Raw genomic sequence first — 24,351 nt, forward strand, 5'->3', positions numbered from 1 at the left:
CCGCTTCGGCGGGTTTTTTTATGGGAAAAATATGGCAACGATTACTGGTGCAAAAGGTGGCAGCCAGAAGCAACACACGCCTGTAGAACAGCCAGATTCAGCCCAGTCAATGGCGCGTTGCCGCATTTTACTGGCGTTGGGAGAGGGTGAGTTTGCTGGTGGACTGGATGCCACTCGAATTTATCTGGATGGCACGCCGCTGGGGAATGCTGATGGAACCATGAATTTCGAAAATGTGTCATGGGATTTTCGTCCGGGCACTCAAGTTCAATCACCCATTCCGGGATTTCCTGCTGTCGAGAATGAAACTGCGATTGGCATTCCTCTTACTAAAGCCACGCCTTGGACGCGTGCGCTGAGTAATACTCAGATTGATGCGGTGCTGGTGCGAGTGGGCATTACCGGGCTCCAGCAACAGGAAAATGATGGTGATATCGTGGGAACAACGGTCGCATATCATATCGATGTTGCAACCGACGGCGGTGCTTATTCAACGGTGATGACCAAAACGGTGACTGAAAAACTCAGCACGCTGTATGAGCTGACTCACCGCATCAATTTACCCAAGGCGAATACCGGCTGGCAGATTCGAGTTGTGCGAGATACAGCAGACAGCGCCAGCCAGATGCTACAGAACAAAACTCAGATTCAGGCTATCACTGAGGTCATTGATGCGCGGCTACGTTACCCACACACCGCGCTGCTGTACGTTTCATTTAATGCAAAAGCCTTCAGAAACATCCCGCGCATTTCCTGCAAGCCCAAAGGCCGTGTTATCCGCGTTCCCTCCAATTACGACGCTACAGCGAGAACGTACAGTGGAAACTGGGATGGAACGTTCAAATGGTCATGGACGAATAACCCAGCCTGGATCTGGTTTGACATCCTCACCCAGCAGCGTTTCGGATTAGGCCGACGCGTCACTGTCGATATGCTGGATAAGTGGGAGTTGTACAGGATTGCTCAGCGCTGTGACCAGCTTGTGCCAGATGGGAAAGGTGGGCCGGGTACTGAACCTCGATTTCTCTTTGATGTGTACATCCAGTCACAAGCTGATGCCTACCAGGTAATCAAAGATATTGCCGCTGGCTTTAATGGTATGACGTGCTGGGGAAACAACATGTTCAACGTTGTTTCTGATATGCCAGTGGACACCTCGAAGATTCAGATCCTCACCCGCGCTTCGGTGGTGGGTAAACCGGTCTATTCAAGTGGCAGTGAAAAGAACCGCTACAGCTCTGCACTGATTAACTTTAGCGACCCGGATAATCATTATCAGGATCGCACGACTGCGGTGATGTTTCCTGACCTGGTTAAGCAGTTCAAGTTCAAACAAACACAGCTAACAGCCGTTGGTTGCACGCGTGAGAGCGAAGCGCAGCGCAGGGGCGGCTGGGCGGTCTATTCAAACTACCTTGATCGCATGATTTCAGTCACCACCGGTCTGGACGGTTACGTATATATACCCGGGAAAGTTTTCGCTTTTGCTGATGAACGGGTATCAGGCCGAATCTATGGCGGTCGTGTTGTTGCATACGACGCAGCAATCAAGGCAGTAACCACGGACCAGGGAACCAGTGCAGTAGCTGGCGATACACTGATGATCCGCACCATTGGCGGCACTGTCGAGAGCAGGGTAATCCAGGCGGTTAATGGTACGCAGTTAATCGTGGCCACGGCATTCAATGCACAACCAGCGCCAGATGCCGTGTTTGTCATCGATGCAGGGCAATTGCGCCTGCAGTATTTCCGGGTAACGAATCTCACCTATAACGATGAGGAAAACACATTCTCCATCGCTGCAATTGAATATAACTCGTCGAAATATGACGCGGTTGATAACAATGCCCGGCTCGATACTCCACCGATTAGCCTCATTCCCACTGGCCTGGTTGGACAACCCGGAAATGTATCCCTTTCAAGCTATGACGCGGTTCGCCAGGGGCAGCGCATTGCTACGCTTATTGCGACATGGGATGCACCGCTGGATAAAAACGGTAAACCGCAGGCCGATATTGTCGCTTACGTGGCGCAGTGGAAGCGCGGTGAGAACGAGTGGATAAACGTACCGCAAACAGGGATGCGTAGCTTTGAAGTGCCGGCTATTTTTGAAGGTGATTATCTGGTTCGCATTCGAGCCATCAATTCCGGAGGTGCATCGAGTTTGTGGGCCAGCTCAGCGCTGACGCATCTCAAAGGGCGTGTTGGCGATGTGCCTAAGCCGGTTGGCCTCGCTGCCACTAATAATGTTGTGTTTGGCATCAATGTTACATGGGGATTCCCTGCCGATTCAGGCGACACGCTGAATACGGAAATCCAGTACAGCGCCACGGCTGACGGTGGCAGTCCTATGCTGTTGTCCGACGTGCCTTATCCCCAGAAGATTTACCAGCAAATGGGGTTGAAGGCGGGGCAAAATTTCTGGTACCGCGCGCGACTTATAGACCGTATCGGCAACCAGGGGGAATGGACTGAATTTGTAGGCGGTCAGGCGAGTATCGATGTCACGGACATCACTGAAGCCGTGCTGAATCAAATTAAAGACACCGACATTTTCAAAGACCTGATTGAGAGCGCTGTCGACAGTAATCTGAAAATTGCTGACATGGCCAGCGCCATTATAGATAACGCAGACAAGCTTGCTGCAGCTGCTGGAGCAAACAAACAGACTGCTGAATCCATCATTCACAACGCGCTGGCGATTGCGAATGTGGTGGTGAGCCAGTCCGCGCAGAACGGCGCGAACTCTGCGAAGTTTGAGCAACTGCGTGAAGTGATTGCCACGGAAACTGAGGCCCGCGTTACTGACGTGACACGCCTTGAGGTGAAGGTCACTGGTAATGAAGCTGGTATCACAGAAGTTCGTCAGGCGCTGGCCACAGAAACGAAAGCGCGTGCAACAGCCGTTGATGAGCTCACAGCAAAAACCGGAGATAACGCTGCCGGTGTGACGCTACTGACACAGGCGGTCACTGAGCTTGATTCCTCAACCGCTTCACGCTTCGAAGAATTGTCGGGTAAAACCGATAACGCCAGTGGCGGCATTCAGAACACCTCGATTGCACTGATTCAGAACACGCTGGCCCAGGTGAATCTGCGGCAAACTATTACAGCGCAGTACGGCAGTAGTATTGCTCAAATTCAGCGCATTGATGAAGTCGCTGCGAATGACCGTGAAGCCACAACACAATCGCTTGAGAAACTTGACAGCAAGGTCGCCGGCAACGAGTCCAGTATTACAACACTGAGCAAGACCATCGCGAACTACCAGCAATCAACAGCCAGCCAGGTGACTGCGATTAATGCATCTATTGAAGGAGTGAGCGCAGGTGTCACAACCAATGCGCAGGCGCTTGCGAATATCGATGGCAAGCTCAACGCAATGTACAACATCAAGGTCGCCGTTGACTCGAACGGGCGGCAATACGCTGCCGGGATGGGTATTGGCGTGGAGAATACACCGGGGGGGATGCAGTCACAGGTGTTGTTCCTGGCTGACCGTTTCGCAGTAATGACTCAGGCTGGCGGTGCGGTAACGCTGCCTTTTGTTATCCAGAACGGGCAGACCATCATCCGCGATACCGTTATCGGTGATGCCACAATCACTCGAGCGAAGCTGGCGGAAACAATCAGTTCTGTGAATTACTCTCCAGGCAAGGCTGGGCTGTCAATCAACTTCAAAACAGGAACGCTCGAAAACTACGGTAGTGACAGTAGTGGCGCAATGAAGCAGACAAACAACAGCATCACTGTACGTGATGCTGCAGGTGTCGTTCGGGCGCAGTTTGGGCTGATTACAGGAGTCTGGTAATGGCGTGGGGATTTCAGTCATGGGATGCAAACGGCAAACCTAACAACTATGGCATTGTGCCGATTTCGGTGGCAGGTGTGTTTAAACTCACTTCGGGCCAGCAGTCCGGAACCTATTCCTACAGTGTTCCTGATGGTTATGCTCTGCAGTTTGCAGTGGGATTCACACCAGCAAACTACACCGCGAAGCGTCGACGAATTAATATCTCCGGGAACAGCATTGTGATCACCAGCGCGGCTGATAGTTCGATGGGAGGGGACGTTTATCAGGCCGATATCGCAGACGTTATCGTTTATATGGTGAAAGCATGACTTATGGCGCACTGATTACCGCACCTAATGGCCAGGCCTTTGTAACCCCTGAATCCTCACCACTGGCGCTACATTCAGTTGCCAGTTTCACCTCAAGTGAGGTGAGTGGATATCAGCGAGTTACGGGTTATATGCCCGTTCCGGACATCAATAAACCCATTCTGCCATTTTTAATATCAAATCAGCCCGCCAAGGGCGCACCAGCCCTGTCTGCAGGTGTCATTGCAGATGGCAGACTTGAGATTAACGGTATCAATATTTTCAACGACCAGTTCACAATCACAGCTTTTTTGTTTACACATTTTGCGCAGCCGGTACCAAACCCACCCTGGGGGATGGCTATCTGGGATGCGAATCGGCAGCTGATACTGACCCACGAGACGCGCGTCTTAACCGATTTAACGACGGTTGGCCAGCGAGGCGCGAACAACAACTCAGGTTTTTTCATTAACACCACAATGCCAGGGCGCTGGGCAATCGTACCTCAGTGCTCCGGACAACAGGTGTGGAGAGTGTCAGCCGGTGGCCCTGGTGGGGTGTTAATGGCGACGCCCGTCATGTTCAGTGCCGTATTCAATGGTAACGAAACGCGTTTTCTTAGTGCGCCAACGACCTATATCGGTACCGGTAGTGCTCAACAAGAGAGTGGCGTTAATAACGGCAACGTCATCACCGCCATCGAAGTGAGCAAATACCTCTAATTTTCTGATAACGAATCCATTCAAAATATTCTGAGCTCTGGCATCTGTCGGGGCTTTTTTATTGTCCGGAGAAAATATGATTTACACAACAGGCACTATTGCAGGCAATGGCAGCACAATTACCGGTACCGGCACAAACTTCACCGCAGCAGGTAGTCTCATCCGTGTTGGCTGCACGCTGATTGCATTTACCAACCCGGTTCAGGTTTTACAGCTCACAGCCATTACCAGCGGTAACGCTTTATCTGTTACCCCGGCTATCAGCCCAGCGATTGCCGCCGGCACGAAATTTGCCATCCTGCTAAGCGATAGCCTGAGTGTTGACGGCCTGGCGCAGGACATCGCAGAAACATTTGGCATGTATCAGCGGTACATGTCTGGTTTCGCAGATGTGATGAATGGTGCAGGTAATGTCACCATTACAATCAACGGCGCACAGGTGACAGTGCCCGGGCAAAAGTCGTTAGCGAAAAAAGGTGCGAATAGCGACATCACCAGTTTGAGTGGACTAACCACACCGCTAAGCATGAAACAAGGTGGAGTGGGTGCTAATAATCCGGCGGGTGCACGGGATAATCTTCAACTCGGTGCAACTAACACCCCGACATTTGCAGCGCTTGGATTAGGAACGGATGGGACAAACACCGCTGCGTATCCAGCCTTACTACTAACTTCTAGCTCAAAGGCCGTCGGGGGTGTTGGGCGTGAAATTCGACTTGAAAACAGTGCGGGCGAAGGGTTAAGCATCGTATTTAGAGACGGCTCTGGGCAGAATACAGGCCAGCGAGCGTTTACGCTATGGTCTGGGGGAATGCCGGTGGCGGGTTATTATGTGTTTTACGGCAACCACAACACCACCAAAGCAGCGGACGGTACGCTAAAAGCCGCGTCGCCTGTTGTTAAAATCTTTGCTGATGGACGCGCAGAGAATAACGGTGAATCGGAAGGCGTAACGGTCACGCGGCAGGGTGTTGGCGAATATCTGGTTGAGGGCTGTATGGGCCTTAACGCTGATGCAGCATGGGGTGGCATCGATGGTGGTTTTGATATTCCGACAGACAGAAATAAGCAGCCACTCATCTGGCTTGACTATGAAGTGAATGAAGATGGCTCAGTACTCGTAAAAACGTATCACCGTACTTATCCTGATGCTCCAGTATTTGCTCGCAATGAACGAGAGGGATTTGCAGGCGGCGATCCGATTGATATCCCTGCTGACCAGTTCATCTCTGTCCGTGTCGAGATGCCACAAAACAGCATCTGGAATCTGAAAATTCTGGCGGATCAAAAAGCAGCGGAGGAAGCAGATCGGATTGAGGCTCAAAGAGTAGTGGAAGCTAAACGTATTGCAGCTGAAAAAGTGCAGGACGAGGGAGAGCAGTCACAACCCTGAAAAATTTACACAATGCGTAACCCCTTCATCAGTAAAGCCCTTTAATCCCGCTCGCTCATAACCTCGCCAGCCCACATTGCCGGTTCGCTTGATCAGATTTAACGATAGATATACTGTATAAATACACAGCAATTAATTATGGCTATCATATGAACCTTATCAAGCCCGTCTTACTTCGCGAAGTCATCACTATTCCGCTGTTTAGCGACCCGGTAAAGTGCGGCTTCCCGTCCCCCGCTCAGGACTATGTAGAAGAGCGCTTAGATATTAGTGAGTTAATCGCACCTCATCCGAGCAGCACCTATTTCGTTCGTGCGTCGGGAGACTCAATGATTGACGGTGGGATTAGCGACGGGGATCTGCTGTCAGTGGATTGTTCACGTACCGCCAGGCATAACGATGTGGTCATTGCCTCGGTTGATGGCGAATTTACCGTTAAGCGCCTGCAGCTTCATCCGACTGTCCAGCTCAATCCGATGAACAAAGCATACTCGCCAATTATTATCGACAGCGAGGGCACGCTCAACATCCTGGGTGTGGTCACGTTCGTCATCAAATCGATGGGCTGAGCATGTTTGCCCTGGTAGATGTCAATTCGTTCTATGCCAGTTGCGAAACGGTATTCAGGCCAGATTTGCAGGGCAGGCCGGTCGTCGTTCTCTCGAACAACGATGGTTGCGTTATTGCCCGGAGCGCAGAAGCGAAACTCATCGGCGTCAAAATGGGCGACCCGTTTTTCAAGCAAAAGGATTTGTTCCGGAGGTTCGGCGTTGTCTGCTTCAGCTCCAATTACGAGCTGTACGCCGATATGTCTGATCGGGTAATGACAACACTGGAAGAAATGTCGCCACGCTGTGAAATTTACAGTATCGATGAAGCTTTCTGTGACCTTACTGGCGTGCGTAACTGTCGCAACCTTGAGGATTTTGGGCGGGAAATCAGAGAAACCATTTTGCTGCGAACGCGTCTCACCGTAGGCGTTGGGGTGGCACAGACCAAGACTTTAGCCAAGCTCGCTAACCATGCTGCCAAGAAATGGCAGCGGCAAACGGGTGGTGTGGTGGACCTGACAAATTTAGAAAAACAACGCAAGCTGATGGCGCATTTTCCTGTTGATGAAGTGTGGGGCGTGGGGCGTCGTATTTCTAAAAAGCTCGAAGCCATGGGTATCAAAACCGTCTTGCAGCTAGCTGATACCGATATCCGGTTCATACGGAAACACTTCAACGTAGTGCTCGAGCGCACCGTTCGTGAACTACGCGGTGAACCTTGTCTTGGCCTGGAAGAGTTTGCACCAACCAAACAGGAAATCGTCTGCTCGCGTTCATTCGGAGATCGGGTGACTGAATACGAACAAATGCGCCAGGCCATCTGTAGTTATGCGGCACGTGCCGGGGAGAAACTACGGAGTGAACATCAGTTCTGTCGTTACATCTCGGTATTCATCAAAACATCCCCGTTCGCTCTGAACGAACCATATTACGGAAATCAGGGCGCCGTGAAGTTAATGACACCCACGCAGGACACCCGCGACATTATCGCCGCGGCAATACGCTGTCTCGATAAAATCTGGAAGGATGGATATCGATACCAGAAAGCAGGGATCATGTTGGGAGACTTCTTCAGCCAGGGTGTGGCTCAGCTCAATCTGTTTGACGACAACGCACCGCGACAAAACAGTGCTGCATTAATGGAAGTGCTGGATCATCTCAACCACAAGAACGGGAAAGGGGCGCTGTATTTTGCCGGGCAGGGCATTCAACAGCAGTGGAAGATGAAGCGGGACATGCTCTCGCCGCGGTACACGACGAGATGGTCAGATTTGATGGTGGTGAAGGTTAGGTAGGGTCAAACAGTTCTGGGGTTTGTTAAAAAAATATATTGTCATTACTGGTAGTTAAAATCTGCCTCATAAACTTCTTTGCAGATAATTAATTGTAATTACTCAGGCTGAGAGGGCGTGTATTTGTATTTTACAAGTATCTTGACTAAAATAGTAACATTACATTTAATTCATAAAGGATAGTTTATGGGTATGGACTAGTACAAACTAATGATTTGGAGAGTCCCTATGAAGACTGCCAACCTTAGCTTTCTGACGATTCTTGCTATATCACTTACAGCTCACTCAATACCTATACATACTAGATTCCCCCCTAATGGAGGAGTCATTTCAACCAATCCCATTAGCTTGGGTGACTCATGCAATGTAAATGGCAGGGAGGCTTACCTAGTTAGCTCAGTAGTAAAATATCCCGTTTCATTTGTAGTTTGTAGACAAACCGTAGGCTATAAGTCAGAAGTTTCAAGGTATACTCTTCCTGGAAAATCGGCTCCTAATGATGATAATACTCGTCAGTATCTAGGGTGTACTGTTTCAAAAAATGGTGTTGCCACTGGATATGATATTCTTTGGTTTTCTTTTGGGGATTACACACCTTCGGATATCAAAGATGCTTCAAAAGCTCTAGTAATTGAAGCTACATACGCAAAAAAAGATACATCCGTGCTCGAAAACTATCATACCAAGAGAGATATACTGATTGACTATATAAGAGGTGATGGTGTGTTAATTAGTAATATTTTAGTTCCAAAAGCATCGATAAATAATCCGCCGACTGCATTCCCAAGAAGCAGAACTATCGTACGCGCCAAATATAGTTTTCCGTATAGCGGAGATGATGTCCCTTGCAATTATTGATTTAATATATAGAGGATAACCATAAACATTTTTTCCGTGAATAAAATTCTATACATATAACTATGTCAGTACGATGCGGTTTAGGGAAGTTTCATATTTGAACCATTTTTGCGCTTGACACTCATAGCAACCAGTAAAATTTAATAACAAATATTTCTGATCAGTTCCGGACTTTGATTTTTCACATTCCCCACAGACCGTGTTACCGGGTGCCAGATAAATTCATCTGTCGACACTGCAACATGATGAGCTAGCTCGCTGGCCTGTACTCCTGTAGTCTCTGGATCCATCCATGTCAGTGCTGCCGATGGTGTAAACACCAAAGGTCTACGGTCGTGAATATCGACCAGACCTTTACCGGCTGCTGCCGTCACAATCAAAAATCCCTCAGCATCATCCCCTGCATCGAACGGCTGTTTTCCAATCGCAGCGAAGTAGAGCGGCTTCCTGTCTTTCCTGTAGATGTAATACGGCTGCTTTTTGTCTCCTTCCTTCTTCCACTCAAACCAACCATCAGCAAACACGATCGCCCGGCAGTGATTCCACAACGGTTTAAACATCCGGCTGGTGGCCGCAGTTTCTACTCTGGCATTTATTAGCGGTGCTTTATCCCACCAACCCGGTGCGTATGACCAGACAACAGGATCGAGGTGAAGGGTATCGTCGCGATTATTTAGCAGGAGAACTTTAGTGCCTGGCGCGACGTTGTATCGACCAATAGGCTCGGGATCGTAAGCAATATCTTTCCCAACTTCTTCAGCCAAAAATTCAAGATAGTCATCGCGAGATTGGATTTGAGTAAAGCGTCCGCACATAGTTACCTCCAGTTTGCTTACCTAAAGCATAGGCAAAAAGAGATCAAAATAGGATCCGAAATTATCCCGTCGAGCATCCGAAAAAGATAGCAAGTGTTTGATCGCCAAAGGGCGCAATGGTAAGTGTTGATGAGTGATTTTAATGCGAATTGTGTGGGTATGTAATTGATTTTACAGGGGGAAATAACAATGGCTAGTAAACAGGAATCGTATTCGGTCTTTTTTTATTTATCTTTATATACAAGGACTTAGGTTGGTCGTTCCGAAATTTCTCCGAATTTCCATATCCGGTTTTTTTGCCCTGTTAAATCAATGTAAACATTTTCTCCCTCACATCCAAGTACTTTTCGAGCATTTTTGTAGGTGAAAGTGAGATGGTTTAAACTAAAAAAAACCAAAACACTCTTCAAAAACTCCTGTTTGCCTGATGTCAGAACCCGTTAACATACTGAGCTTTTTATTAAATATCATTTCAGTAGGGACGGGATTTCAACCGTGGCGGATTATCATCCCTTAAATCTTCTGCGTTCACCTGATATTGTTCTCAGTTTTCCAGGTTTGTTTATTTTCCGCGAATAATTATAGTCTTGATTCATTTTTCGCATCATTAATGCAGCAGTCCCACCACTTATCGCACCCAAAGTATGCCCTGCCAACATTTATGTATTTGCTATGTTTTCTGACTGCGCTTCAATTTTCGATTATTTATCATTCTAATATGAGGTGGCAGTTTTGAGGAGATACTTAATTCTTTTAATATTTTGCTGTTCATTTTTAGTCTGTAGTTGGAGTTTCTGGTGCAAGTAGATAGCTATTTTTTTCTTTGATGAGATCATTTGACATGGGTTGCCGCATATTTTCACCAGTAGGAGAAATCTGGGACATGAACCATTTATTATATAACTCATCAAATCGTTTTGAGATAAACAGGTTTTTTAACTCATCATTGATGATGGACTCTATTTCATCTGCATCTTTAGCTATCACCATTCCATAGGGTATTACGTCACCAAATCCTTCAGCACTCATTTGATAGTCATCTCTGTCCGCCATTTCAGCTAACTTGCTATGTATGATAATGTCATCAGTGACAAATGCTGAGATGTGCCCTTGTTCTAGTAAATCAAATCCTTCATCGAAACTTCTCATCAGCTTAACAGAGATCGAATAGTTAATATTTTGGTTCATTGCAGAGAGTAATAATGCAGATGTTCCGCCACTAATAGCCCCTACGGTTCGCCCAGAGAGCATTTCGAGGCTATTTATATGCTGAGATTTTTTAGCCAGAAAATTTGTCCGTGTAAAAAACCATGGCTTTGAAAAAGTAACGAATTTATTACGTTGCGCTGTATTTCCGGCAATGGCGCAGAGAATGTCTGCTTTATGATGAGATATATATTCAAAGCGCGCGGCTGAGGCAACTTCTACCCATTGTATATTTAGATTTGTGTTGTAGCGTTTTTTTATACTGTCGACAACCCCCTGGCAGATATCCACCGCCATGCCAGTCGGTTTTCCATTTACCTCCCAGGAAATAGGCTTGGAACTACCCACCCATGCCAAGGTAATACTATGCGTGCTAAGTATTTTATTAAGCACAGGATCGGCTACAGCATTGCTGCAAAAAAATATCATAGCAGCCAACATAAAAGAACCAATCATTTTACAATAAGTCAAATGACTAAACAAAAGTAAGCCCCCATTAATTAAAATGGCTAAAGTAAAATTATATTTTTCGAAAATATCGGCAGTATTGTAATTGCTTTTATGTTGGTTTACTAATAATTGTCTTTCTAATAATAGCCATTAATATCTATATTTGTGGCATGCCTCAATATTCATCATCCTGAAATCATCTACATGAATACCCATACAAGCCCAGAGGATAGGTCCGAGATAGGGGGCATATTAATTAGCATCCTTACTATCCTCTCTGTACAATCACGCCCGACCTGAAGTTCGCTACAACTAATAACGACAAACCTGCAAAGACAAACTATGACCACAACTCAAACTGAAACACATCGTCGGGAAAACTCTCTCGCCTCGGTTTTGCGTAGCCCGCGTTTGCTCGCGCGTGAATCCCTTGCGGGAGTAGTAACGGCATTGGCACTTGTACCTGAAATCATTTCATTCTCAGTCATCGCGGGGGTTGACCCGAAAGTCAGCCTGGTCGCCTCTATTGTGCTTTGTTTATCCATGTCAGTGCTTGGTGGGCGCCCCGCAATGGTGACAGCTGCTGCTGGCTCAGTAGCATTAGTTATCGGTCCAATGGTGCATCTGCATGGCGTTGAATATATTTTCCCTGCAGTATTGCTGGCAGGGTTAGTCCAGATTCTGTTCGGCGTCACAGGGCTTGCTCGTATGATGCGCTATATACCACTGTCAGTGATGACAGGGTTTGTAAACGCGTTGGGCATTCTCATTTTCTTTGCCCAGGTACCACATATTTGGGGGGATAACCCGCTGGTCTGGGGGCTGTTTGCGCTCACCCTGGCAATAGTGCTGTTTCTCCCTCGGGTATTTAAAATGGTTCCGTCGCCGTTGGTGGCGATTATTGTCATTACAGCGGGATGCATTGGGATGGGGTTATCTGTACCAACAGTGGGTGAGGCGGGACCAATGGCTACTGGATTACCCGGACTGACAGCGTTGTTGGTGCCCTTGAATCTGGATACTTTACGAATTATCTGGCCTTGCGCTTTGAGCATCGCCTTCGTTGGCTTAATGGAATCGTTGTTAACCGCCAAACTTGTTGATGAGCTGACTGACACACCTTCGAGTAAACGTCGTGAATGTTGGGGGTTGGGAGTATCTAACATATTCGCCGGTTTTTACGGTGGTATTGCCGGTTGCGCCATGATTGGCCAGACCATGGTCAATGTGGAACTTGGTAAGGGGCGTACACGTATCTCGACAATTGCTGCCGGCCTGGTGCTGTTGCTGTTAGTCACCGGTTTAAGCGAATTGATGGCAAAAATCCCGATGGTGGTTTTAGCCGGAATTATGGTGATTGTGGCGGTGAAAACGCTCAACTGGCACAGTGTTAAACCTGCTACCTTGAAAAGAATTCCATTTCCTGAAACTTTAGTGATGGTAAGCACTGTCGCAGTGACCGTTGCGACCGGGAACCTGGCGTTGGGTGTCGTCGGTGGCGTGGTTTTTGCGATGATCTTGTTTGCTCGCCGTATTGCCCACGTAGTACGCGCGGAAAGAACATTATCTGAAGACGGGCAATCTGTAAGATATACGGTAACCGGGCCGTTGTTTTTTGCCAGTAGCAACGATTTGGTTGAACATTTCCAGTATGCCGACGATCCGCAAAACGTGATTATTGATTTGTCTCAGGCTCAAATTTGGGATGTATCGACAGTTGCCGTGCTTGATGCTATCGAAACCCGCTATCAACGCTATGAAAGCAAGGTACAAATTGTCGGTCTCGATTTACGCAGCAGTGACTTCCACGAGCGGCTGAGCGGCAAAATTTGAATACCACTCACGCGTTAATCCAGATTTATTTGATGAGGAAATGGCAAAACTGTGAATCTGCCGTTACTTTTACAATGTTAAGGCTGCTAGATTAGCTTTAGTTCCAGAGTGAAACGGAGGTGCCAGATAGTTTTGAAACTGATCCTCAAAAGTAAACTGGTGGGTTCGTGGTAGGTTTAATGACCACATTCCCTTGGGGCGCAAGCCATATTTCATCGCTTTAAGAAGCGTAGTATTTACCAGATAACTCGTATCACCTCTCTAAAGGCTGCATTTATGCAGCCTTTTCTATTTGTGGCTCTGACTCGCTTTTCCTTCAATTTCCCTACTTTCGAATGCAGTGTGCTGATTGTGTCTCAAACCGTATGGCGGCAAAATAAGTAAAAAATCGTACGCCAATAATACGTTTGAAGGATATGAGCATGGTTAATGCAGCACCTCGTCTGGAAACTGAACGTCTAATTCTCCGCCATTTTACGCTGGATGATTTTCCGGCATTAGCTGCCTGTTGGGCGGACCCAGAAATGGTGAGGTTTATCGGTGGTGGACAACCGCAAGGCCCAGAAATGACCTGGGGAAGATTGCTGCGTTACATCGGTCATTGGCAGGCGATTGGTTACGGCTATTGGGCTGTCTTTGAAAAAGAGACTGAGCGTTATATTGGTTCGTTTGGTTTTCAGGACGCACAACGTGAGTTAACTCCGGTGCTTGAACTTCCGGAAGCGGGATGGTCACTGATTCCCGCTGTGCACGGTAAAGGCTATGCCAGCGAAGCGCTCAACGCAGTTCTGCAATGGGCGGACCGTGAGTTAGCGACACCAGTTTGTTGCATTATTGATGATGACAACCTGCGTTCTATCTATCTGGCTGAGCGATTTGGCTTCCAGTTCCAGCATTTTGTTGAATACCACGGTAAGCAAATCAAAATGTTCATTCGTCCTGCCCGCTAATCATTGCCCCCACTGGTTTATAATTAAGCAATTAATAAACAAAGTGGGGGCGATATGTATCAGCGAATAGACGGCGAAGAGTGGCGGCATGTGTTTATTGTTGGTGATTTACACGGCTGTCTCTCTGAATTAAGTAGCCAGCTTAAACTTCATCATTTTGATTATCATCAGGATTTACTTATCTCGGTGGGGGATCTTATTGATCGCGGTGCAAACAGCCCTGGATGCCTGGCACTGCTCGGTAGTAAGTGGTTTAAAGCAGTGAAGGGCAACCATGAAGCGATGGCTTTAGAGGCGCTCGACGAAGGTGAGGGAATGCTCTGGCAGATGAACGGTGGTGAGTGGTATCGGGAATTGCCAGAACAGCGTCAAAATAATGTGCAGCTAGCCTTACTGAAGTGCCGCGATTTGCCGTTGGTAATTGAACTTCATACGCATGACAAGACGCTGGTTATTGCTCATGCAGACTACCCTTCAGGGCATTACAGTTGGAATCAGCCCGTCGATGAACATTTACTGGTCTGGAGCCGGGATCGGCTTAATAAGAATTTACAGGGGCGAGGCGAGGATATCGGCGGAGCTGATGAGTTCTACTTCGGCCATACGCCGCTCAAAGAAGTGAGTCATTTTCATAATCAATATTATATTGATACCGGCGCGGTGTTTGGTAATAAGCTGACTATGGTGCAGGTTCAGTAACTCTACAACGAGCTGTATTCTTGCGCCGGGCGCCAGAAGCTATCAATAAAATCTTCAACCGGGAAACAGCCACCGTAGCGTATCCGCTGCTCATCCATAGCGAACAGGCACTGCTGTTCAGTATTAAAGACATCTACCACGATATCTTCGCAGCCGCCGTCCAGGTAGCAAACAAATAAAACCAACGCAAACATGATTGCCTTTGAGTTGCACCGTTTGGCTTAATTGTAGGGGAAGTCACGAGAAGAGGGTAATCAGTGCCAATTAATTAACCCGTCTGGGCGACGGGTCACTTTGAGTTATGCAAGACGCATGACCCAGGCATCAGATTTTTGGTCGTAATGTTGACGGTAGAGGACTGAATGTTCGCCATCGAGGACGGCGGGAATACTTGTTTCATCATCCCAGGCATCAAGTTGCATGCACAGGTCCGGGTCGGATTTACAAGGGATGCTCAACGTGCGGTCCCCTTGCTGCTCGCCATGTAATTCAGCATCATCAATTTCGAAGATGCCTATTCGTACGCTAGTTTTCGTCATCACGCTCTCCTTGGGTCTGGGTACATGTGGTATGACCAGTAAGGTCTCTCACAGTAGAGCGTAGACAAACGTACAAAAACTGCAAACTACATGGCGACTATTTTTTTACCCATCAGCCCCTGGCCGCAAACAGTTTTCCGTCGCGAACCAATTCACGCGGATAGCTATTTTTCAGGCGAGATCCAACTTTTCTTGCCAGACCAAGAGGTTGTCCCTGGTATGTCACGACAACCTCATTTAGCTCGGGGGATACATCTGGGTAAATATCGCGACCGTGATACCACTCGTCCGCTTCAAATTCAGTAAGCGCAAATCCTAGCGGTGAATCGCCAGGCACCAGGGCTATGACGGCTTCATGCTGCCAGCGATAGCCTTTGTTGTATTGCTCAGCAAGGCGTAAACCAATACGTGAAAATCGAACTTGGCCAAATAGCGGAATAATCTCTTTGGGGAATAGCCAGATTTCTTTATCTCTCAACCAAAGTTGTTGGTCATCTTGCCAGGCGATCCCAGACTGTTTTGCAGCTGCGGTCACTTCCGCAGCTTGTTTTCCATGCATTGGTACAAACGGGAATTTCCCCACTTTGTAACCTGGGGCCGGGAGCGCTTCTACGGATGCAGTTTTGCGCAGGCGTGCAACGAAGAATCCTTCGCAATCGTAAATTTGCGGGAAAACATGCAAGTAGCCTTCGGCAGTAATAGCTTTATTCGCCTCCGGGAATAAATCGTTAAGCGGGGCGATTTCAACTGCATCAGGCCACTCATCCAGTAACCACTGGCAAATCTGCTGATTCTCTTCACGGTTTAAAGTGCAGGTGGAATAGATCAACGTACCGCCGGGGCGCAACGCATGAAAAGCGCTGGCAATCAGCTCACGCTGCGTATCGGCAATGCTGGCGGTGCTTTCTGGCGTCCAGTTGCGCAGGGCGTCAGGGTCTTTACGCACCACACCTTCACCTGAGCATGGGGCATCCAGCAAAATTGCATCGAAACACTCCGGTAGCGCAGCACCAAATACTCGGCCATCGAAATGTGTCAACGCGACGTTGCTGATACCACAGCGGCTGATGTTAGCGTGTAGCACTTTAACGCGACTGGCTGAATACTCATTTGCAAGAATTGCACCGTGATTGCCCATACGCGCTGCAATTTGAGTGGTTTTGGAGCCTGGAGCCGCCGCGACATCCATAATCCGGTCCGGTTGATTGCCATCAGCAAACAACGCCGCAACAGGCAGCATGGAACTGGCTTCCTGAATGTAGAACAGACCACTCAAATGTTCGGCAGTGCTACCCAGCGGCAGGCTTTCTTCATCATCTCGTTCAATCCAGAACCCTTCTGCGCACCACGGAATCGGCGTCAGATGCCAGTCATAAGAGGCAACAAGCGCAAGAAAATCATTGACCGAAATCTTGAGGGTATTAACACGCAAGCTGCGACGCAGTGGGCGCTGGCAATACTCGATAAAGCTCTCGATAGATTGATCTGCCGGGAGTGCATCGCGAATAACATCAAGAAAAGCTTGCGGGAGAAAGGCGGTGTGAGAATGAGCCACTAAGGAAGTCCAGAAAAAAATGAAGGAGGGATGGTAACACAAACGCCCCGGTGAGACACCGAGGATTGAAAATACCCTGATATAATAAATACATTACATTTCAATGCATTGACAGCTTATACTGTATCGATAAACAGTATTATTATGGTGCATTTAAACGGATTTAATTGTATTTTATTGTTCTCAGTCCCCCACCCAGCACCCCATGAGGACCCCGAGTAATGGCATTTTATACGGTTGAAAAACGCTTGAGAGCTGATGGTACAACGCGATATCGCTGCACCGTTGGTGTTAAGAGTGGTGGCAAATATGTTTATCGTGAAAACCGAACCTTCCCAAAGCTAGCCTTGGCTAAAGGCTGGGGGACTAAACGTATTGCTTATATAGAGGAGTTTGGTCTTCCTAACCCTGAGACTTATTCTGGGAAGGCCATATCTCTTTCAGAATTGATAGCAAATTATATAAATCATAAAGATGTTGAATTAGGGCGATCTAAAAAAGAAGTTCTTAATCGACTAGCAAAGAGCGAGCTAGCTACCAATGAACTGAATGTTCTCACATCTCAGCACTACATCGAATTTTGCCACCTCAGAAAGGCTCAGGGATGCTCCCCGAAGACGATATCTGACGATATTTCCTATATTGATTCTGTGCTACAGGCGGCAAAGCCCCTTTTTAATTTAGAAATTGACCACTCTCAAATGTCAGATGCACGGATTTTTCTAAAGCACATGAAGATGGTTGGAACGTCAAACCAACGTAATCGACGGCCATCGAACGATGAGTTTGAGCTTCTTTTAAATGGACTTAAACAGAAAGAAAAGTCTGCACATAGTAAGGCACCGTTCGGTGATATTTTTCTTTTATCTACCCTGACATGTACCCGTATAGGTGAGCTTTGTAGAATTCGATGGGATGATATTGATGAGCAGCAGCGCAGTATATTAGTCCGTGACAGAAAGGATCCAAAGAAGAAAGTGGGTAACCATATGACAGTTCCACTGCTAGGTGAGGCTTGGGACATTGTTCAGAGGCAGCCTCGAGTTGATGAACGAATTTTCCCATTTCGTGAGCGAAGTATCACACAAACATATCGGCAGGTTCGCGACGATTTATCAATCCGAGATCTGAGGTACCATGATTTACGACGTGAGGGGGCTAGCAGGCTCTTTGAAGCAGGATTTAGTATAGAGGATGTTGCACAAGTGACAGGGCATCGTTCTCTCAATACATTATGGAAAGTGTACAGAGAAATGTTTCCGAATACCCTTCACGAGAAATTTGATCGTCTTAAGAAAGAAAGCCTAAACCATGTTGCTAACGCTAGTTAGCATGGTCTCATTTGATCAAGCAAGTCCTTGGCTTTTTTCCTTTGCTGGTCAATATGATCGGCAAGATCTTGAACATGAAGCATCCTGGGGGCTTTTTGGCTTTCTGAGGCACGAAAAGTAGCAATAGGAAGTTCTCCGAGCGCGGCTTTCTTTTCGGCTGTCGCTGGTTTCATGCCAAAATATTTTTCAGAGACATCTGCAATTGGAATAGTGGGCGTTCCGAACTCAGCAAGTAAAAGAAATACGGTATTCATAGATTTTTCTCCATATATCCCGGCTGCACCCGGGCCAGTTGGTTTAAATGTTGGGGTTTGTTGCTGGAACTAACTTCTGCCAGATAGCAGACACGTATTTAGCCTGATGTTTAGCGTCGGCCAGCGCGTTATGCATATCGCCTTCAAATGGGATTTCATAGCGCGGATTAAACCCGATTGCCCGACCCAGCCCGACAATGGTTCGTACATCACGATCCCCCCAGAAAGGCCATAAGCAATCTATGTTTTCTCGCTCGTAGCTTGCCCGAAGAATGACGTTATCGAACGTAGCCCCATTACCCCAGACCTGAAGATATTTAGGGTCAGTAGTACCTATGATGAAATTATTCAACTCTAATAATGCATTGCCAATCGTCACAGAGTTTGCCTCGTCGCAAATCGCTGCGCGTGCTTCGGCGCTTTGTTTCATCCACCAAATGATTGTATCTGGATCCGGAATGGCACCAGATTCAATAGAACTTTTAAGTTTTACCACCGTGTAAAATTCAGGACCCATTTCACCTGTGGATGGTTCGAAGAAGACCGCCCCAATGGAGATGACCGGTGCGGTGGGTTTATTACCCATGGTTTCTAAATCAATCATCAAATGGTTCATATATGACCTTTTTTTCATAATTATTAATAAATAAGCTCATTAATAACCTGCTACGCGCTTTATGGGTCATTAATGGTCTTTTTTGTATTTTATTTCTCATTAATAGCTCATAAAAGAGCTATCTCACTTCTATTTTTACTCCGGCGATAATGCCAGCACGCTCAATTGCTTCTTTTAACCAGAGCTTATAAGTAGAAGGGTAGAAGGTTTCATTTTTCCCTGTACCGCCCCAGAAGGCTTTACTGCTTGGGTCTGGTAATGCAAATGAAAGTGTACGGGCTTCCAGTTCATCTATGTGCCGCGTCATTACGTCTGCACGATGCATCCCAAGAACCTGGAAACGAAAGCGACCGGAAGTACTTTCTTTCTGAACCCACTCAGTTTTATCGTTCCATTCCTTATGGGCAAAGTTGAATTTATCTCGCTCGCTTTGTGCCTGTTCCAGCGCTGTTATCAGGCCAGCAACATGCAACGGTGAAACGGCGTCGAAGTAAGCCTGCCATTCTGGCGACAAGCCTTGTGGTTTGGTGAGTGGAGCACGACGAACGGCTTCGTGCATTGCGTCACACGTTGGGTTGTCATGGGTGGGTTCCTTGCTAATAGCATCACGTACGTTCTGTTTGTAGTAATGATGGAATGCAAATGTGAGCCCGAGCTTAGTGGCGCTCTGGTTTTTTGGGCTCAACAGCCCAAGCTCAGTGGCGATATAGGTAGCAGTCCCACCAGAGTGATAACCTGCCGCGCGTTTCATCACTGTTTCCGCCAGGATAGTTCGGAAATCGGTGCGACCAAAGTTGCTTCCATCAAAGGACTTGGCTATCACTTCATCCGTCAGGTGTTTATCACAAATAATTGCCACGTTATTTCCCCGCTGCCTTGCGCAGCCCCGCGGCGAATTTGTCCGCGTCCTGAGCCACTATCAAACAACGAGAAACACTGCCATCAATGACGCCATGCTTTTCCCAAAGTGCGGCCCATTCGCGCTCGTTTGCTGCAAACTTCTCCACGCCCTGTGCCTGGATGTTTGCCAGAAACGTATTTGTGGCTGGGGTTTCGACGTTCAACAGAGTGGTAAAGGCTTGTTGCATACCAACATCAGGCCGTGTTTTGCCGTGGGTTTGAAAGGCGTCAAGAGCCAGCAGCATCCGTTCGCTATTATTCGCTGGTACTTGTTTTAATCCTGCATTTTCCACTGCAAGGTTAACCACCTGTTGGTTTAAGTCGTCACGTTCATCTTTAAGGGTTTTGCGCAGCTCTAAAGACTCGGTAAGCGTAGTAAAGGTCACACTCAGCCTTGTGGCCACTTCACGCATTAATTTTGCTTCTGCTGGTGGCAGAGTTGGTACCGCAGCATAAGCAGCGGCGACCAGGTCTTTAACTTTCAGATGCTGGTGCATGCGCGAAGCTCCATCAGTTCGTTGAAGCGGGTCATGAACAACCCAAAAGCCTGTCCAGGACGCAGCGGCACAATCTGGATCATGTCGCTGGTAGGGATACCTTCAAGGACAGGCCATTTGGTACCGTCGTCGATGTCCAGATCCCGGCGTTCGGTAGCCAGCATTGTCAGGTCGGCATATTTCACGATAGCGGACTGTGTCAGTGGCAATTCGTACTTAAATCGAATAAGCCCGTCTACGAACGTTTCTATCCGTTGGTAGTCTGGAAGCAGGGCTTTAAGTGGCGCGGGAATATCCTGGCAATATGCCTCAGCCGCATCATGCATCAGCGCTTCAAATGCGAACTCAGGCGGTACCAACTGGCTGCACAATACGGAGTGTTGAGCCACGGAATAGAACTCTGGTAAATGACCAGCGAAGCGGCAAATATGCGATAACGCGGTGGCGATATCTTCAATCTCGATATCGTCAACGGTGGCGTTTGTATAATGAAAATGCTTGCCGGATAACGTCTGTATAAAACTCATCGGTATATTTCTCCATATTCGCAGCTGCATCTGCGGTTGATTTTGGTTGCACGAATCCCTCGCCGGGTGGCGATTAAAAAAGGAATTACGCTTCACTAATTGCCCCAAACTGCAGGGCAATTAAGGCAGAGCAATTACGCTTTGAAGTTACCGATAAAGGTATCGACTGGTTTCTCGTTGAACTTGCCGATCAGCAGGTCACGGAATTCATTAGCGATAGCTTCTTCCTGGGCTTCCAGCTGGACGATACGCAGCACGAAACATGGCTCGCTGCTTTTCAGGAGGCTGTTACGCATGCTGAAGGCACGTTCACCCAGGCCTTCGTACGGAACACATTTGAATTCAAAGGCCACTGGCATAACGTCTTTGCTGCTGGCTTCGATGCTTTGCATCAGGGATTTTTTACCGCTGAAATCACCGTCTTCATGGTCAGCCTGTGTTGCCTGCTGGATAGTGATGCGGCGAACAGCTTGAGCTGCCTGGGAGATTGACATGACATTCCCTTCAGCATCAAAGGCAGAGAGGTAATCACTCCAGTCTTCCAGCCATTCAGCGATTTGCTTCTGATTCAGACGGTCGCCATTGATCGCCAGCAGTGCACGGAACGGAGCTGTTTGTTTCAGCTTGATGGTTGAAACGTTATCAGCGTGGCCTGGATTCTCGAGTGTGCCGATATTGAAGACAGAGCGGGCACTCATGTTTTGCGCATCAATAAAGCAGCGTGCCGGTTCTTCAGCACTGGCATAACCAACAGAGTAACGAACAAAGTCATCAATGCTGGTCGTATCCATGGCGCCACGGAAGCGGAAGCGTGCCAGGCCAAAGCGCTCCAGGCTTTCTACGCTTACGTCTTTTGGCAGCATGGCGGTAGGGCAGGCAAGGCCACCAATATCACCAAGGTGATAACCAGAAAGGACCAGGTCTTTTACTTGCTGGATAGCGCCGCCGTCTAATTGAGACATACAAAATTCCTTATAAATAAATTGGTAGAAGTGATGGCAGTGAATTAGTCAGTCGCGGTTCACTGAGCCGCTTTAAGCTTTCCGTCAGTAGCGCCGTTGATCCCGAAGAGTTGCCCTTGGTCTTCCTGCAAGATGGTGAGCTTGCCGCCACGGTTAACCCACATAGGGGTTTCGGTGGTGTCTTCTTCCGTCGCCTTGCCGCGTGGAGTAGGGGTGGTGTACTGCAATTTGTGCTTGATCTTGACGCGCTTCTCTTCGACAGAATTACCCATGCGTTCAATATCAAAAGTCAGAACCACCTTGCCTTTTCCGCCGTTATTCAGCGTGCCGAGTGCAGTGGTATTGAGTGAGGCGGCGATCTTATTCATGAATACGCCAGCATCCAGTTCGCCCAGGAAATCAGGCACTACAGTCATGCGGTCATTGCTCATCGTTTTACCCTCGTAATGGCAGCTGCAACTGCCAGTTAGAAATCTCCATACACACGATTAGGTTGTGGTGCCGGGTGCCTCCCGGTGCTGTCTGGCGGCAAACCATCCAGCGATGACCTATACCGATAATGACTTGATGTTTTGCCTTTCATCGCGAGCGCTGAGCCGCATTCACCACAACGAAGAGAGCACTCAATGTGCAACAGGTTCCGATAACTGGAACGGATAGAGGAGATACGGATCACCAATCTCACAAATATCCTCGGATTTAAGTTGCCTTTCTAAGCCTGATACCGTGCTGATCTCGCAAACAGACGCGGAGTGCTCTCATCGTTGTGAAATCCGTTAACGGGGATCAGGCGACCTGTTTTTACGATTCATCCACCCCGGTTTAGCGGCGCCACCTCGCCGGGGTAGATGTAAAGTGCAGTTACGCTGCAAGACGTCTTGTTGGTATGCTCAGGCAATCATGTCCTGAATCGCGGGGTTTGCTCTCCGCCCCAGGTTCTCCCCGCTATGCTTTAGCGCGTAACCTGAGAAAAACGCCTTCAAGTCTTTCGGCTTTCGCCATGTTCTGTGCGAATCATCCGGTTTTTCATATGGCACCGGCGCTAATTCGTGGGCGTCCTGCTTGTTCGCTGTTGATGATAAAAATATACAAAATGTATTTCATCATTGCAATACAATTTGTATATATAAATTTGTTATGAAAACATTTTGTGTGTTCGCTGATTTTTTTTGCTACTGGGAAGTTCAGAGGCGGATAGAAAGAGTCTTGAAGATGAGGTTTTGTGGGTGTTGCAGCCCGGGTGAAAAGTGGGAAATAAAAACCCGGCTCAGTGGCCGGGTCGAAGTCTTACTGTGCGTAATCCAAACCACGAAAAATTATCAACGGAGTAATGCCAAATGAGCCAGATGGTCTTCCCATCAAGCCTTTCATCATTAATAGCATTGGTTCCATTCCGCGTTTTAAGTCATTTGAAACTGTTGGGTATGGAGCATCTGGATTATCAAGCTTATTGTCATCAGCATATGCATCTACAATGCTGAGAATGCACCATTCACCTGGGATGAACGGGCCATATTTCAAAGAAACGTCACTAAGTGTTGTCGTCAGGTTTGTTGGTTCCACGGACATCCAGCTCAAATTCCCGCATGAGTCAGCAAAATCAATGTGTGTGGTAGGGGGTAAAATTTTTACCATCTCCTCAGCATTTTCTAAATCTGCAATTTCTTTTTTCAGGGCAATTTTTACTTGTGGGGTTTTCTCATTTTTTAATTCGTTAATTTTTATTTTTTTTACTATTGGCATGCAAAGATGCACCATTTGAGCATCAAAAATTTTCATCATGCCTTTAATCAAAACGAGATCACCAAGCTTCGCGTCGTTCAGACTGGTTTTTATTCTTCCAGTCTCAGAAAGTTTGTCTAAAAGATTAAGAGGGACGCTCCAAGTTGAATCAAAAACCCGTTCTTGACCACGAGACCATGCTTCAGAAGCATTCATTCGTGCGCCTACAAGAGGCAAGCCAGCTTTCATCTCTTTGAGATCGTTCTCTGATTCTAAAGAGGTCTGCTTAACGGTATTTAAAACACCAGAAGGGAAAAGTTGCGCCGTTAAAGCACTAACACGTTCCTTGTCAACGTAAAAGTAATCAAATAGTGAATCTGTGCTTTGTGAGCCTTGAGCCATCTATACGTTCCTCTTTAATTTTTTCTTTTTCTTCAGCAATTTTTTTTTGCTGAGATTCAACTTCGTCATGAATTTGTTGCAAGTCATCAACGCCCACTTTGAGTGGGTGTTCGTTGATTTGTTTTAGCAATCTGCGAATCATGGCAAAATCTCCAAAGAGGATGTCTGTATGATTA

Annotated in this window: 25 protein-coding genes; 11 read left to right on the top strand and 14 right to left on the bottom strand. The window is 47.5% G+C overall.

Going from position 1 to position 24,351, the window contains the following annotated elements:
• Nucleotides 1–31: 31 nt before the first annotated feature.
• From LVQ79_RS10495 to LVQ79_RS10525, 7 genes are all read left to right on the top strand, one after another.
• Nucleotides 32–3,811: a TipJ family phage tail tip protein gene (locus LVQ79_RS10495; RefSeq protein ID WP_232864881.1), complete on the top strand. Its 3,780-nt coding sequence runs from the start codon at nt 32–34 to the stop codon at nt 3,809–3,811.
• On the top strand, nt 3,811–4,122 hold the full coding sequence (locus LVQ79_RS10500; RefSeq protein WP_232864882.1) for a hypothetical protein: 312 nt from the start codon (nt 3,811–3,813) through the stop codon (nt 4,120–4,122). The genes LVQ79_RS10495 and LVQ79_RS10500 overlap by 1 nt, the downstream gene beginning before the upstream one ends.
• A complete protein-coding gene (locus tag LVQ79_RS10505; RefSeq protein ID WP_232864883.1) occupies nt 4,119–4,823 on the top strand; it encodes a hypothetical protein in 705 nt (234 codons plus the stop codon). The genes LVQ79_RS10500 and LVQ79_RS10505 overlap by 4 nt, the downstream gene beginning before the upstream one ends.
• A gap of 76 nt (nt 4,824–4,899) precedes the next feature.
• On the top strand, nt 4,900–6,216 hold the full coding sequence (locus tag LVQ79_RS10510; RefSeq protein ID WP_232864884.1) for a phage tail fiber protein: 1,317 nt from the start codon (nt 4,900–4,902) through the stop codon (nt 6,214–6,216).
• Nucleotides 6,217–6,365: 149 nt separating this feature from the next.
• Complete coding sequence (umuD, locus tag LVQ79_RS10515) at nt 6,366–6,785, top strand: translesion error-prone DNA polymerase V autoproteolytic subunit (RefSeq protein WP_232864885.1); 420 nt, start codon at nt 6,366–6,368, stop codon at nt 6,783–6,785.
• 2 nt (nt 6,786–6,787) lie between these two features.
• Complete coding sequence (locus LVQ79_RS10520; protein WP_232864886.1) at nt 6,788–8,062, top strand: Y-family DNA polymerase; 1,275 nt, start codon at nt 6,788–6,790, stop codon at nt 8,060–8,062.
• 225 nt (nt 8,063–8,287) lie between these two features.
• A complete protein-coding gene (locus LVQ79_RS10525) occupies nt 8,288–8,917 on the top strand; it encodes a hypothetical protein (RefSeq protein ID WP_232864887.1) in 630 nt (209 codons plus the stop codon).
• A gap of 140 nt (nt 8,918–9,057) precedes the next feature.
• Here the strand turns inward: LVQ79_RS10525 and LVQ79_RS10530 are convergent, their stop codons facing one another.
• Together LVQ79_RS10530 and LVQ79_RS10535 are read right to left on the bottom strand one after the other, a co-directional pair.
• On the bottom strand, nt 9,058–9,732 hold the full coding sequence (locus LVQ79_RS10530; protein ID WP_232864888.1) for an SOS response-associated peptidase family protein: 675 nt from the start codon (nt 9,730–9,732) through the stop codon (nt 9,058–9,060).
• A gap of 774 nt (nt 9,733–10,506) precedes the next feature.
• Nucleotides 10,507–11,421 (bottom strand): transporter substrate-binding domain-containing protein, encoded by a 915-nt coding sequence (locus LVQ79_RS10535; protein ID WP_232864889.1) that lies wholly within the window; start codon nt 11,419–11,421, stop codon nt 10,507–10,509.
• Nucleotides 11,422–11,730: 309 nt separating this feature from the next.
• Between LVQ79_RS10535 and LVQ79_RS10540 the strand changes: the two genes are divergently transcribed.
• From LVQ79_RS10540 to LVQ79_RS10550, 3 genes are all read left to right on the top strand, one after another.
• The gene (locus tag LVQ79_RS10540; RefSeq protein ID WP_232864890.1) at nt 11,731–13,221 is read left to right on the top strand and encodes a SulP family inorganic anion transporter; all 1,491 of its coding nucleotides are present in this window, start codon (nt 11,731–11,733) and stop codon (nt 13,219–13,221) included.
• Between the two features lie 422 nt (nt 13,222–13,643).
• Nucleotides 13,644–14,171 (top strand): GNAT family N-acetyltransferase, encoded by a 528-nt coding sequence (locus tag LVQ79_RS10545; RefSeq protein WP_232864891.1) that lies wholly within the window; start codon nt 13,644–13,646, stop codon nt 14,169–14,171.
• A 54-nt stretch (nt 14,172–14,225) separates the two neighbouring features.
• Nucleotides 14,226–14,870, top strand: coding sequence for a metallophosphoesterase (locus tag LVQ79_RS10550; RefSeq protein WP_232864892.1), 645 nt, complete (start codon nt 14,226–14,228; stop codon nt 14,868–14,870).
• 2 nt (nt 14,871–14,872) lie between these two features.
• Here the strand turns inward: LVQ79_RS10550 and LVQ79_RS10555 are convergent, their stop codons facing one another.
• From LVQ79_RS10555 to rsmF, 3 genes are all read right to left on the bottom strand, one after another.
• The gene (locus tag LVQ79_RS10555; protein WP_064511919.1) at nt 14,873–15,064 is read right to left on the bottom strand and encodes a YdfD/YebW family protein; all 192 of its coding nucleotides are present in this window, start codon (nt 15,062–15,064) and stop codon (nt 14,873–14,875) included.
• Nucleotides 15,065–15,169: 105 nt separating this feature from the next.
• Nucleotides 15,170–15,409 carry a YebV family protein gene (locus LVQ79_RS10560; RefSeq protein ID WP_034455162.1) on the bottom strand — a complete coding sequence of 80 codons (240 nt, stop codon included), beginning with the start codon at nt 15,407–15,409 and terminating at the stop codon, nt 15,170–15,172.
• A gap of 112 nt (nt 15,410–15,521) precedes the next feature.
• The gene (gene rsmF / locus LVQ79_RS10565) at nt 15,522–16,964 is read right to left on the bottom strand and encodes a 16S rRNA (cytosine(1407)-C(5))-methyltransferase RsmF (protein WP_232864893.1); all 1,443 of its coding nucleotides are present in this window, start codon (nt 16,962–16,964) and stop codon (nt 15,522–15,524) included.
• A 221-nt stretch (nt 16,965–17,185) separates the two neighbouring features.
• On the opposite strand from rsmF, the gene LVQ79_RS10570 reads away from it, so the two are divergent.
• Complete coding sequence (locus LVQ79_RS10570) at nt 17,186–18,295, top strand: tyrosine-type recombinase/integrase (protein WP_232864894.1); 1,110 nt, start codon at nt 17,186–17,188, stop codon at nt 18,293–18,295.
• Here the strand turns inward: LVQ79_RS10570 and LVQ79_RS10575 are convergent.
• The 9 genes from LVQ79_RS10575 to LVQ79_RS10615 all read right to left on the bottom strand — a co-directional run bounded on the left by LVQ79_RS10575 (nt 18,292) and on the right by LVQ79_RS10615 (nt 24,317).
• On the bottom strand, nt 18,292–18,549 hold the full coding sequence (locus LVQ79_RS10575; protein ID WP_232864895.1) for a pyocin activator PrtN family protein: 258 nt from the start codon (nt 18,547–18,549) through the stop codon (nt 18,292–18,294). The two genes, LVQ79_RS10570 and LVQ79_RS10575, sit on opposite strands and share 4 nt — an antisense overlap.
• A 43-nt stretch (nt 18,550–18,592) precedes the next feature.
• A complete protein-coding gene (locus LVQ79_RS10580; RefSeq protein ID WP_232864896.1) occupies nt 18,593–19,165 on the bottom strand; it encodes a 3'-5' exonuclease in 573 nt (190 codons plus the stop codon).
• A 118-nt stretch (nt 19,166–19,283) separates the two neighbouring features.
• A complete protein-coding gene (locus LVQ79_RS10585) occupies nt 19,284–20,024 on the bottom strand; it encodes a hypothetical protein (RefSeq protein WP_232864897.1) in 741 nt (246 codons plus the stop codon).
• 1 nt (nt 20,025) lies between these two features.
• Complete coding sequence (locus LVQ79_RS10590; protein WP_232864978.1) at nt 20,026–20,562, bottom strand: hypothetical protein; 537 nt, start codon at nt 20,560–20,562, stop codon at nt 20,026–20,028.
• Nucleotides 20,547–21,089, bottom strand: a complete 543-nt coding sequence (locus LVQ79_RS10595; protein ID WP_232864898.1) for an HD family hydrolase — start codon at nt 21,087–21,089, stop codon at nt 20,547–20,549. Before LVQ79_RS10595 ends, LVQ79_RS10590 begins: the two co-directional genes overlap by 16 nt.
• Before the next feature lie 134 nt (nt 21,090–21,223).
• A complete protein-coding gene (locus tag LVQ79_RS10600; RefSeq protein ID WP_232864899.1) occupies nt 21,224–22,051 on the bottom strand; it encodes a YfdQ family protein in 828 nt (275 codons plus the stop codon).
• Nucleotides 22,052–22,110: 59 nt separating this feature from the next.
• On the bottom strand, nt 22,111–22,482 hold the full coding sequence (locus LVQ79_RS10605; RefSeq protein ID WP_064511909.1) for a YfdP family phage-associated protein: 372 nt from the start codon (nt 22,480–22,482) through the stop codon (nt 22,111–22,113).
• Between the two features lie 856 nt (nt 22,483–23,338).
• Nucleotides 23,339–24,175: a hypothetical protein gene (locus tag LVQ79_RS10610; RefSeq protein ID WP_232864900.1), complete on the bottom strand. Its 837-nt coding sequence runs from the start codon at nt 24,173–24,175 to the stop codon at nt 23,339–23,341.
• On the bottom strand, nt 24,138–24,317 hold the full coding sequence (locus LVQ79_RS10615) for a hypothetical protein (protein ID WP_232864901.1): 180 nt from the start codon (nt 24,315–24,317) through the stop codon (nt 24,138–24,140). The genes LVQ79_RS10610 and LVQ79_RS10615 overlap by 38 nt, the downstream gene beginning before the upstream one ends.
• Between the last annotated feature and the right edge of the window lie 34 nt (nt 24,318–24,351).

Origin of the sequence: Buttiauxella cochleicola, from assembly GCF_021282405.1 — a bacterium.
In the GTDB taxonomy this organism is placed as follows: Bacteria; Pseudomonadota; Gammaproteobacteria; order Enterobacterales; family Enterobacteriaceae; genus Buttiauxella; species Buttiauxella massiliensis.

Excerpts from the sequence above, each read along its gene's own strand:
- LVQ79_RS10495 (WP_232864881.1), top strand. The coding sequence starts at position 32 with ATGGCAACGATTACTGGTGCAAAAGGTGGCAGCCAGAAGCAACACACG.
- LVQ79_RS10500 (WP_232864882.1), top strand. The coding sequence starts at position 3,811 with ATGGCGTGGGGATTTCAGTCATGGGATGCAAACGGCAAACCTAACAAC.
- LVQ79_RS10505 (WP_232864883.1), top strand. The coding sequence starts at position 4,119 with ATGACTTATGGCGCACTGATTACCGCACCTAATGGCCAGGCCTTTGTA.
- LVQ79_RS10510 (WP_232864884.1), top strand. The coding sequence starts at position 4,900 with ATGATTTACACAACAGGCACTATTGCAGGCAATGGCAGCACAATTACC.
- umuD (WP_232864885.1), top strand. The coding sequence starts at position 6,366 with ATGAACCTTATCAAGCCCGTCTTACTTCGCGAAGTCATCACTATTCCG.
- LVQ79_RS10520 (WP_232864886.1), top strand. The coding sequence starts at position 6,788 with ATGTTTGCCCTGGTAGATGTCAATTCGTTCTATGCCAGTTGCGAAACG.
- LVQ79_RS10525 (WP_232864887.1), top strand. The coding sequence starts at position 8,288 with ATGAAGACTGCCAACCTTAGCTTTCTGACGATTCTTGCTATATCACTT.
- LVQ79_RS10530 (WP_232864888.1), bottom strand. The coding sequence starts at position 9,732 with ATGTGCGGACGCTTTACTCAAATCCAATCTCGCGATGACTATCTTGAA.
- LVQ79_RS10540 (WP_232864890.1), top strand. The coding sequence starts at position 11,731 with ATGACCACAACTCAAACTGAAACACATCGTCGGGAAAACTCTCTCGCC.
- LVQ79_RS10545 (WP_232864891.1), top strand. The coding sequence starts at position 13,644 with ATGGTTAATGCAGCACCTCGTCTGGAAACTGAACGTCTAATTCTCCGC.
- LVQ79_RS10550 (WP_232864892.1), top strand. The coding sequence starts at position 14,226 with ATGTATCAGCGAATAGACGGCGAAGAGTGGCGGCATGTGTTTATTGTT.
- LVQ79_RS10555 (WP_064511919.1), bottom strand. The coding sequence starts at position 15,064 with ATGTTTGCGTTGGTTTTATTTGTTTGCTACCTGGACGGCGGCTGCGAA.
- LVQ79_RS10560 (WP_034455162.1), bottom strand. The coding sequence starts at position 15,409 with ATGACGAAAACTAGCGTACGAATAGGCATCTTCGAAATTGATGATGCT.
- LVQ79_RS10570 (WP_232864894.1), top strand. The coding sequence starts at position 17,186 with ATGGCATTTTATACGGTTGAAAAACGCTTGAGAGCTGATGGTACAACG.
- LVQ79_RS10575 (WP_232864895.1), bottom strand. The coding sequence starts at position 18,549 with ATGAATACCGTATTTCTTTTACTTGCTGAGTTCGGAACGCCCACTATT.
- LVQ79_RS10580 (WP_232864896.1), bottom strand. The coding sequence starts at position 19,165 with ATGAACCATTTGATGATTGATTTAGAAACCATGGGTAATAAACCCACC.
- LVQ79_RS10590 (WP_232864978.1), bottom strand. The coding sequence starts at position 20,562 with ATGCACCAGCATCTGAAAGTTAAAGACCTGGTCGCCGCTGCTTATGCT.
- LVQ79_RS10595 (WP_232864898.1), bottom strand. The coding sequence starts at position 21,089 with ATGAGTTTTATACAGACGTTATCCGGCAAGCATTTTCATTATACAAAC.
- LVQ79_RS10600 (WP_232864899.1), bottom strand. The coding sequence starts at position 22,051 with ATGTCTCAATTAGACGGCGGCGCTATCCAGCAAGTAAAAGACCTGGTC.
- LVQ79_RS10605 (WP_064511909.1), bottom strand. The coding sequence starts at position 22,482 with ATGAGCAATGACCGCATGACTGTAGTGCCTGATTTCCTGGGCGAACTG.
- LVQ79_RS10610 (WP_232864900.1), bottom strand. The coding sequence starts at position 24,175 with ATGGCTCAAGGCTCACAAAGCACAGATTCACTATTTGATTACTTTTAC.
- LVQ79_RS10615 (WP_232864901.1), bottom strand. The coding sequence starts at position 24,317 with ATGATTCGCAGATTGCTAAAACAAATCAACGAACACCCACTCAAAGTG.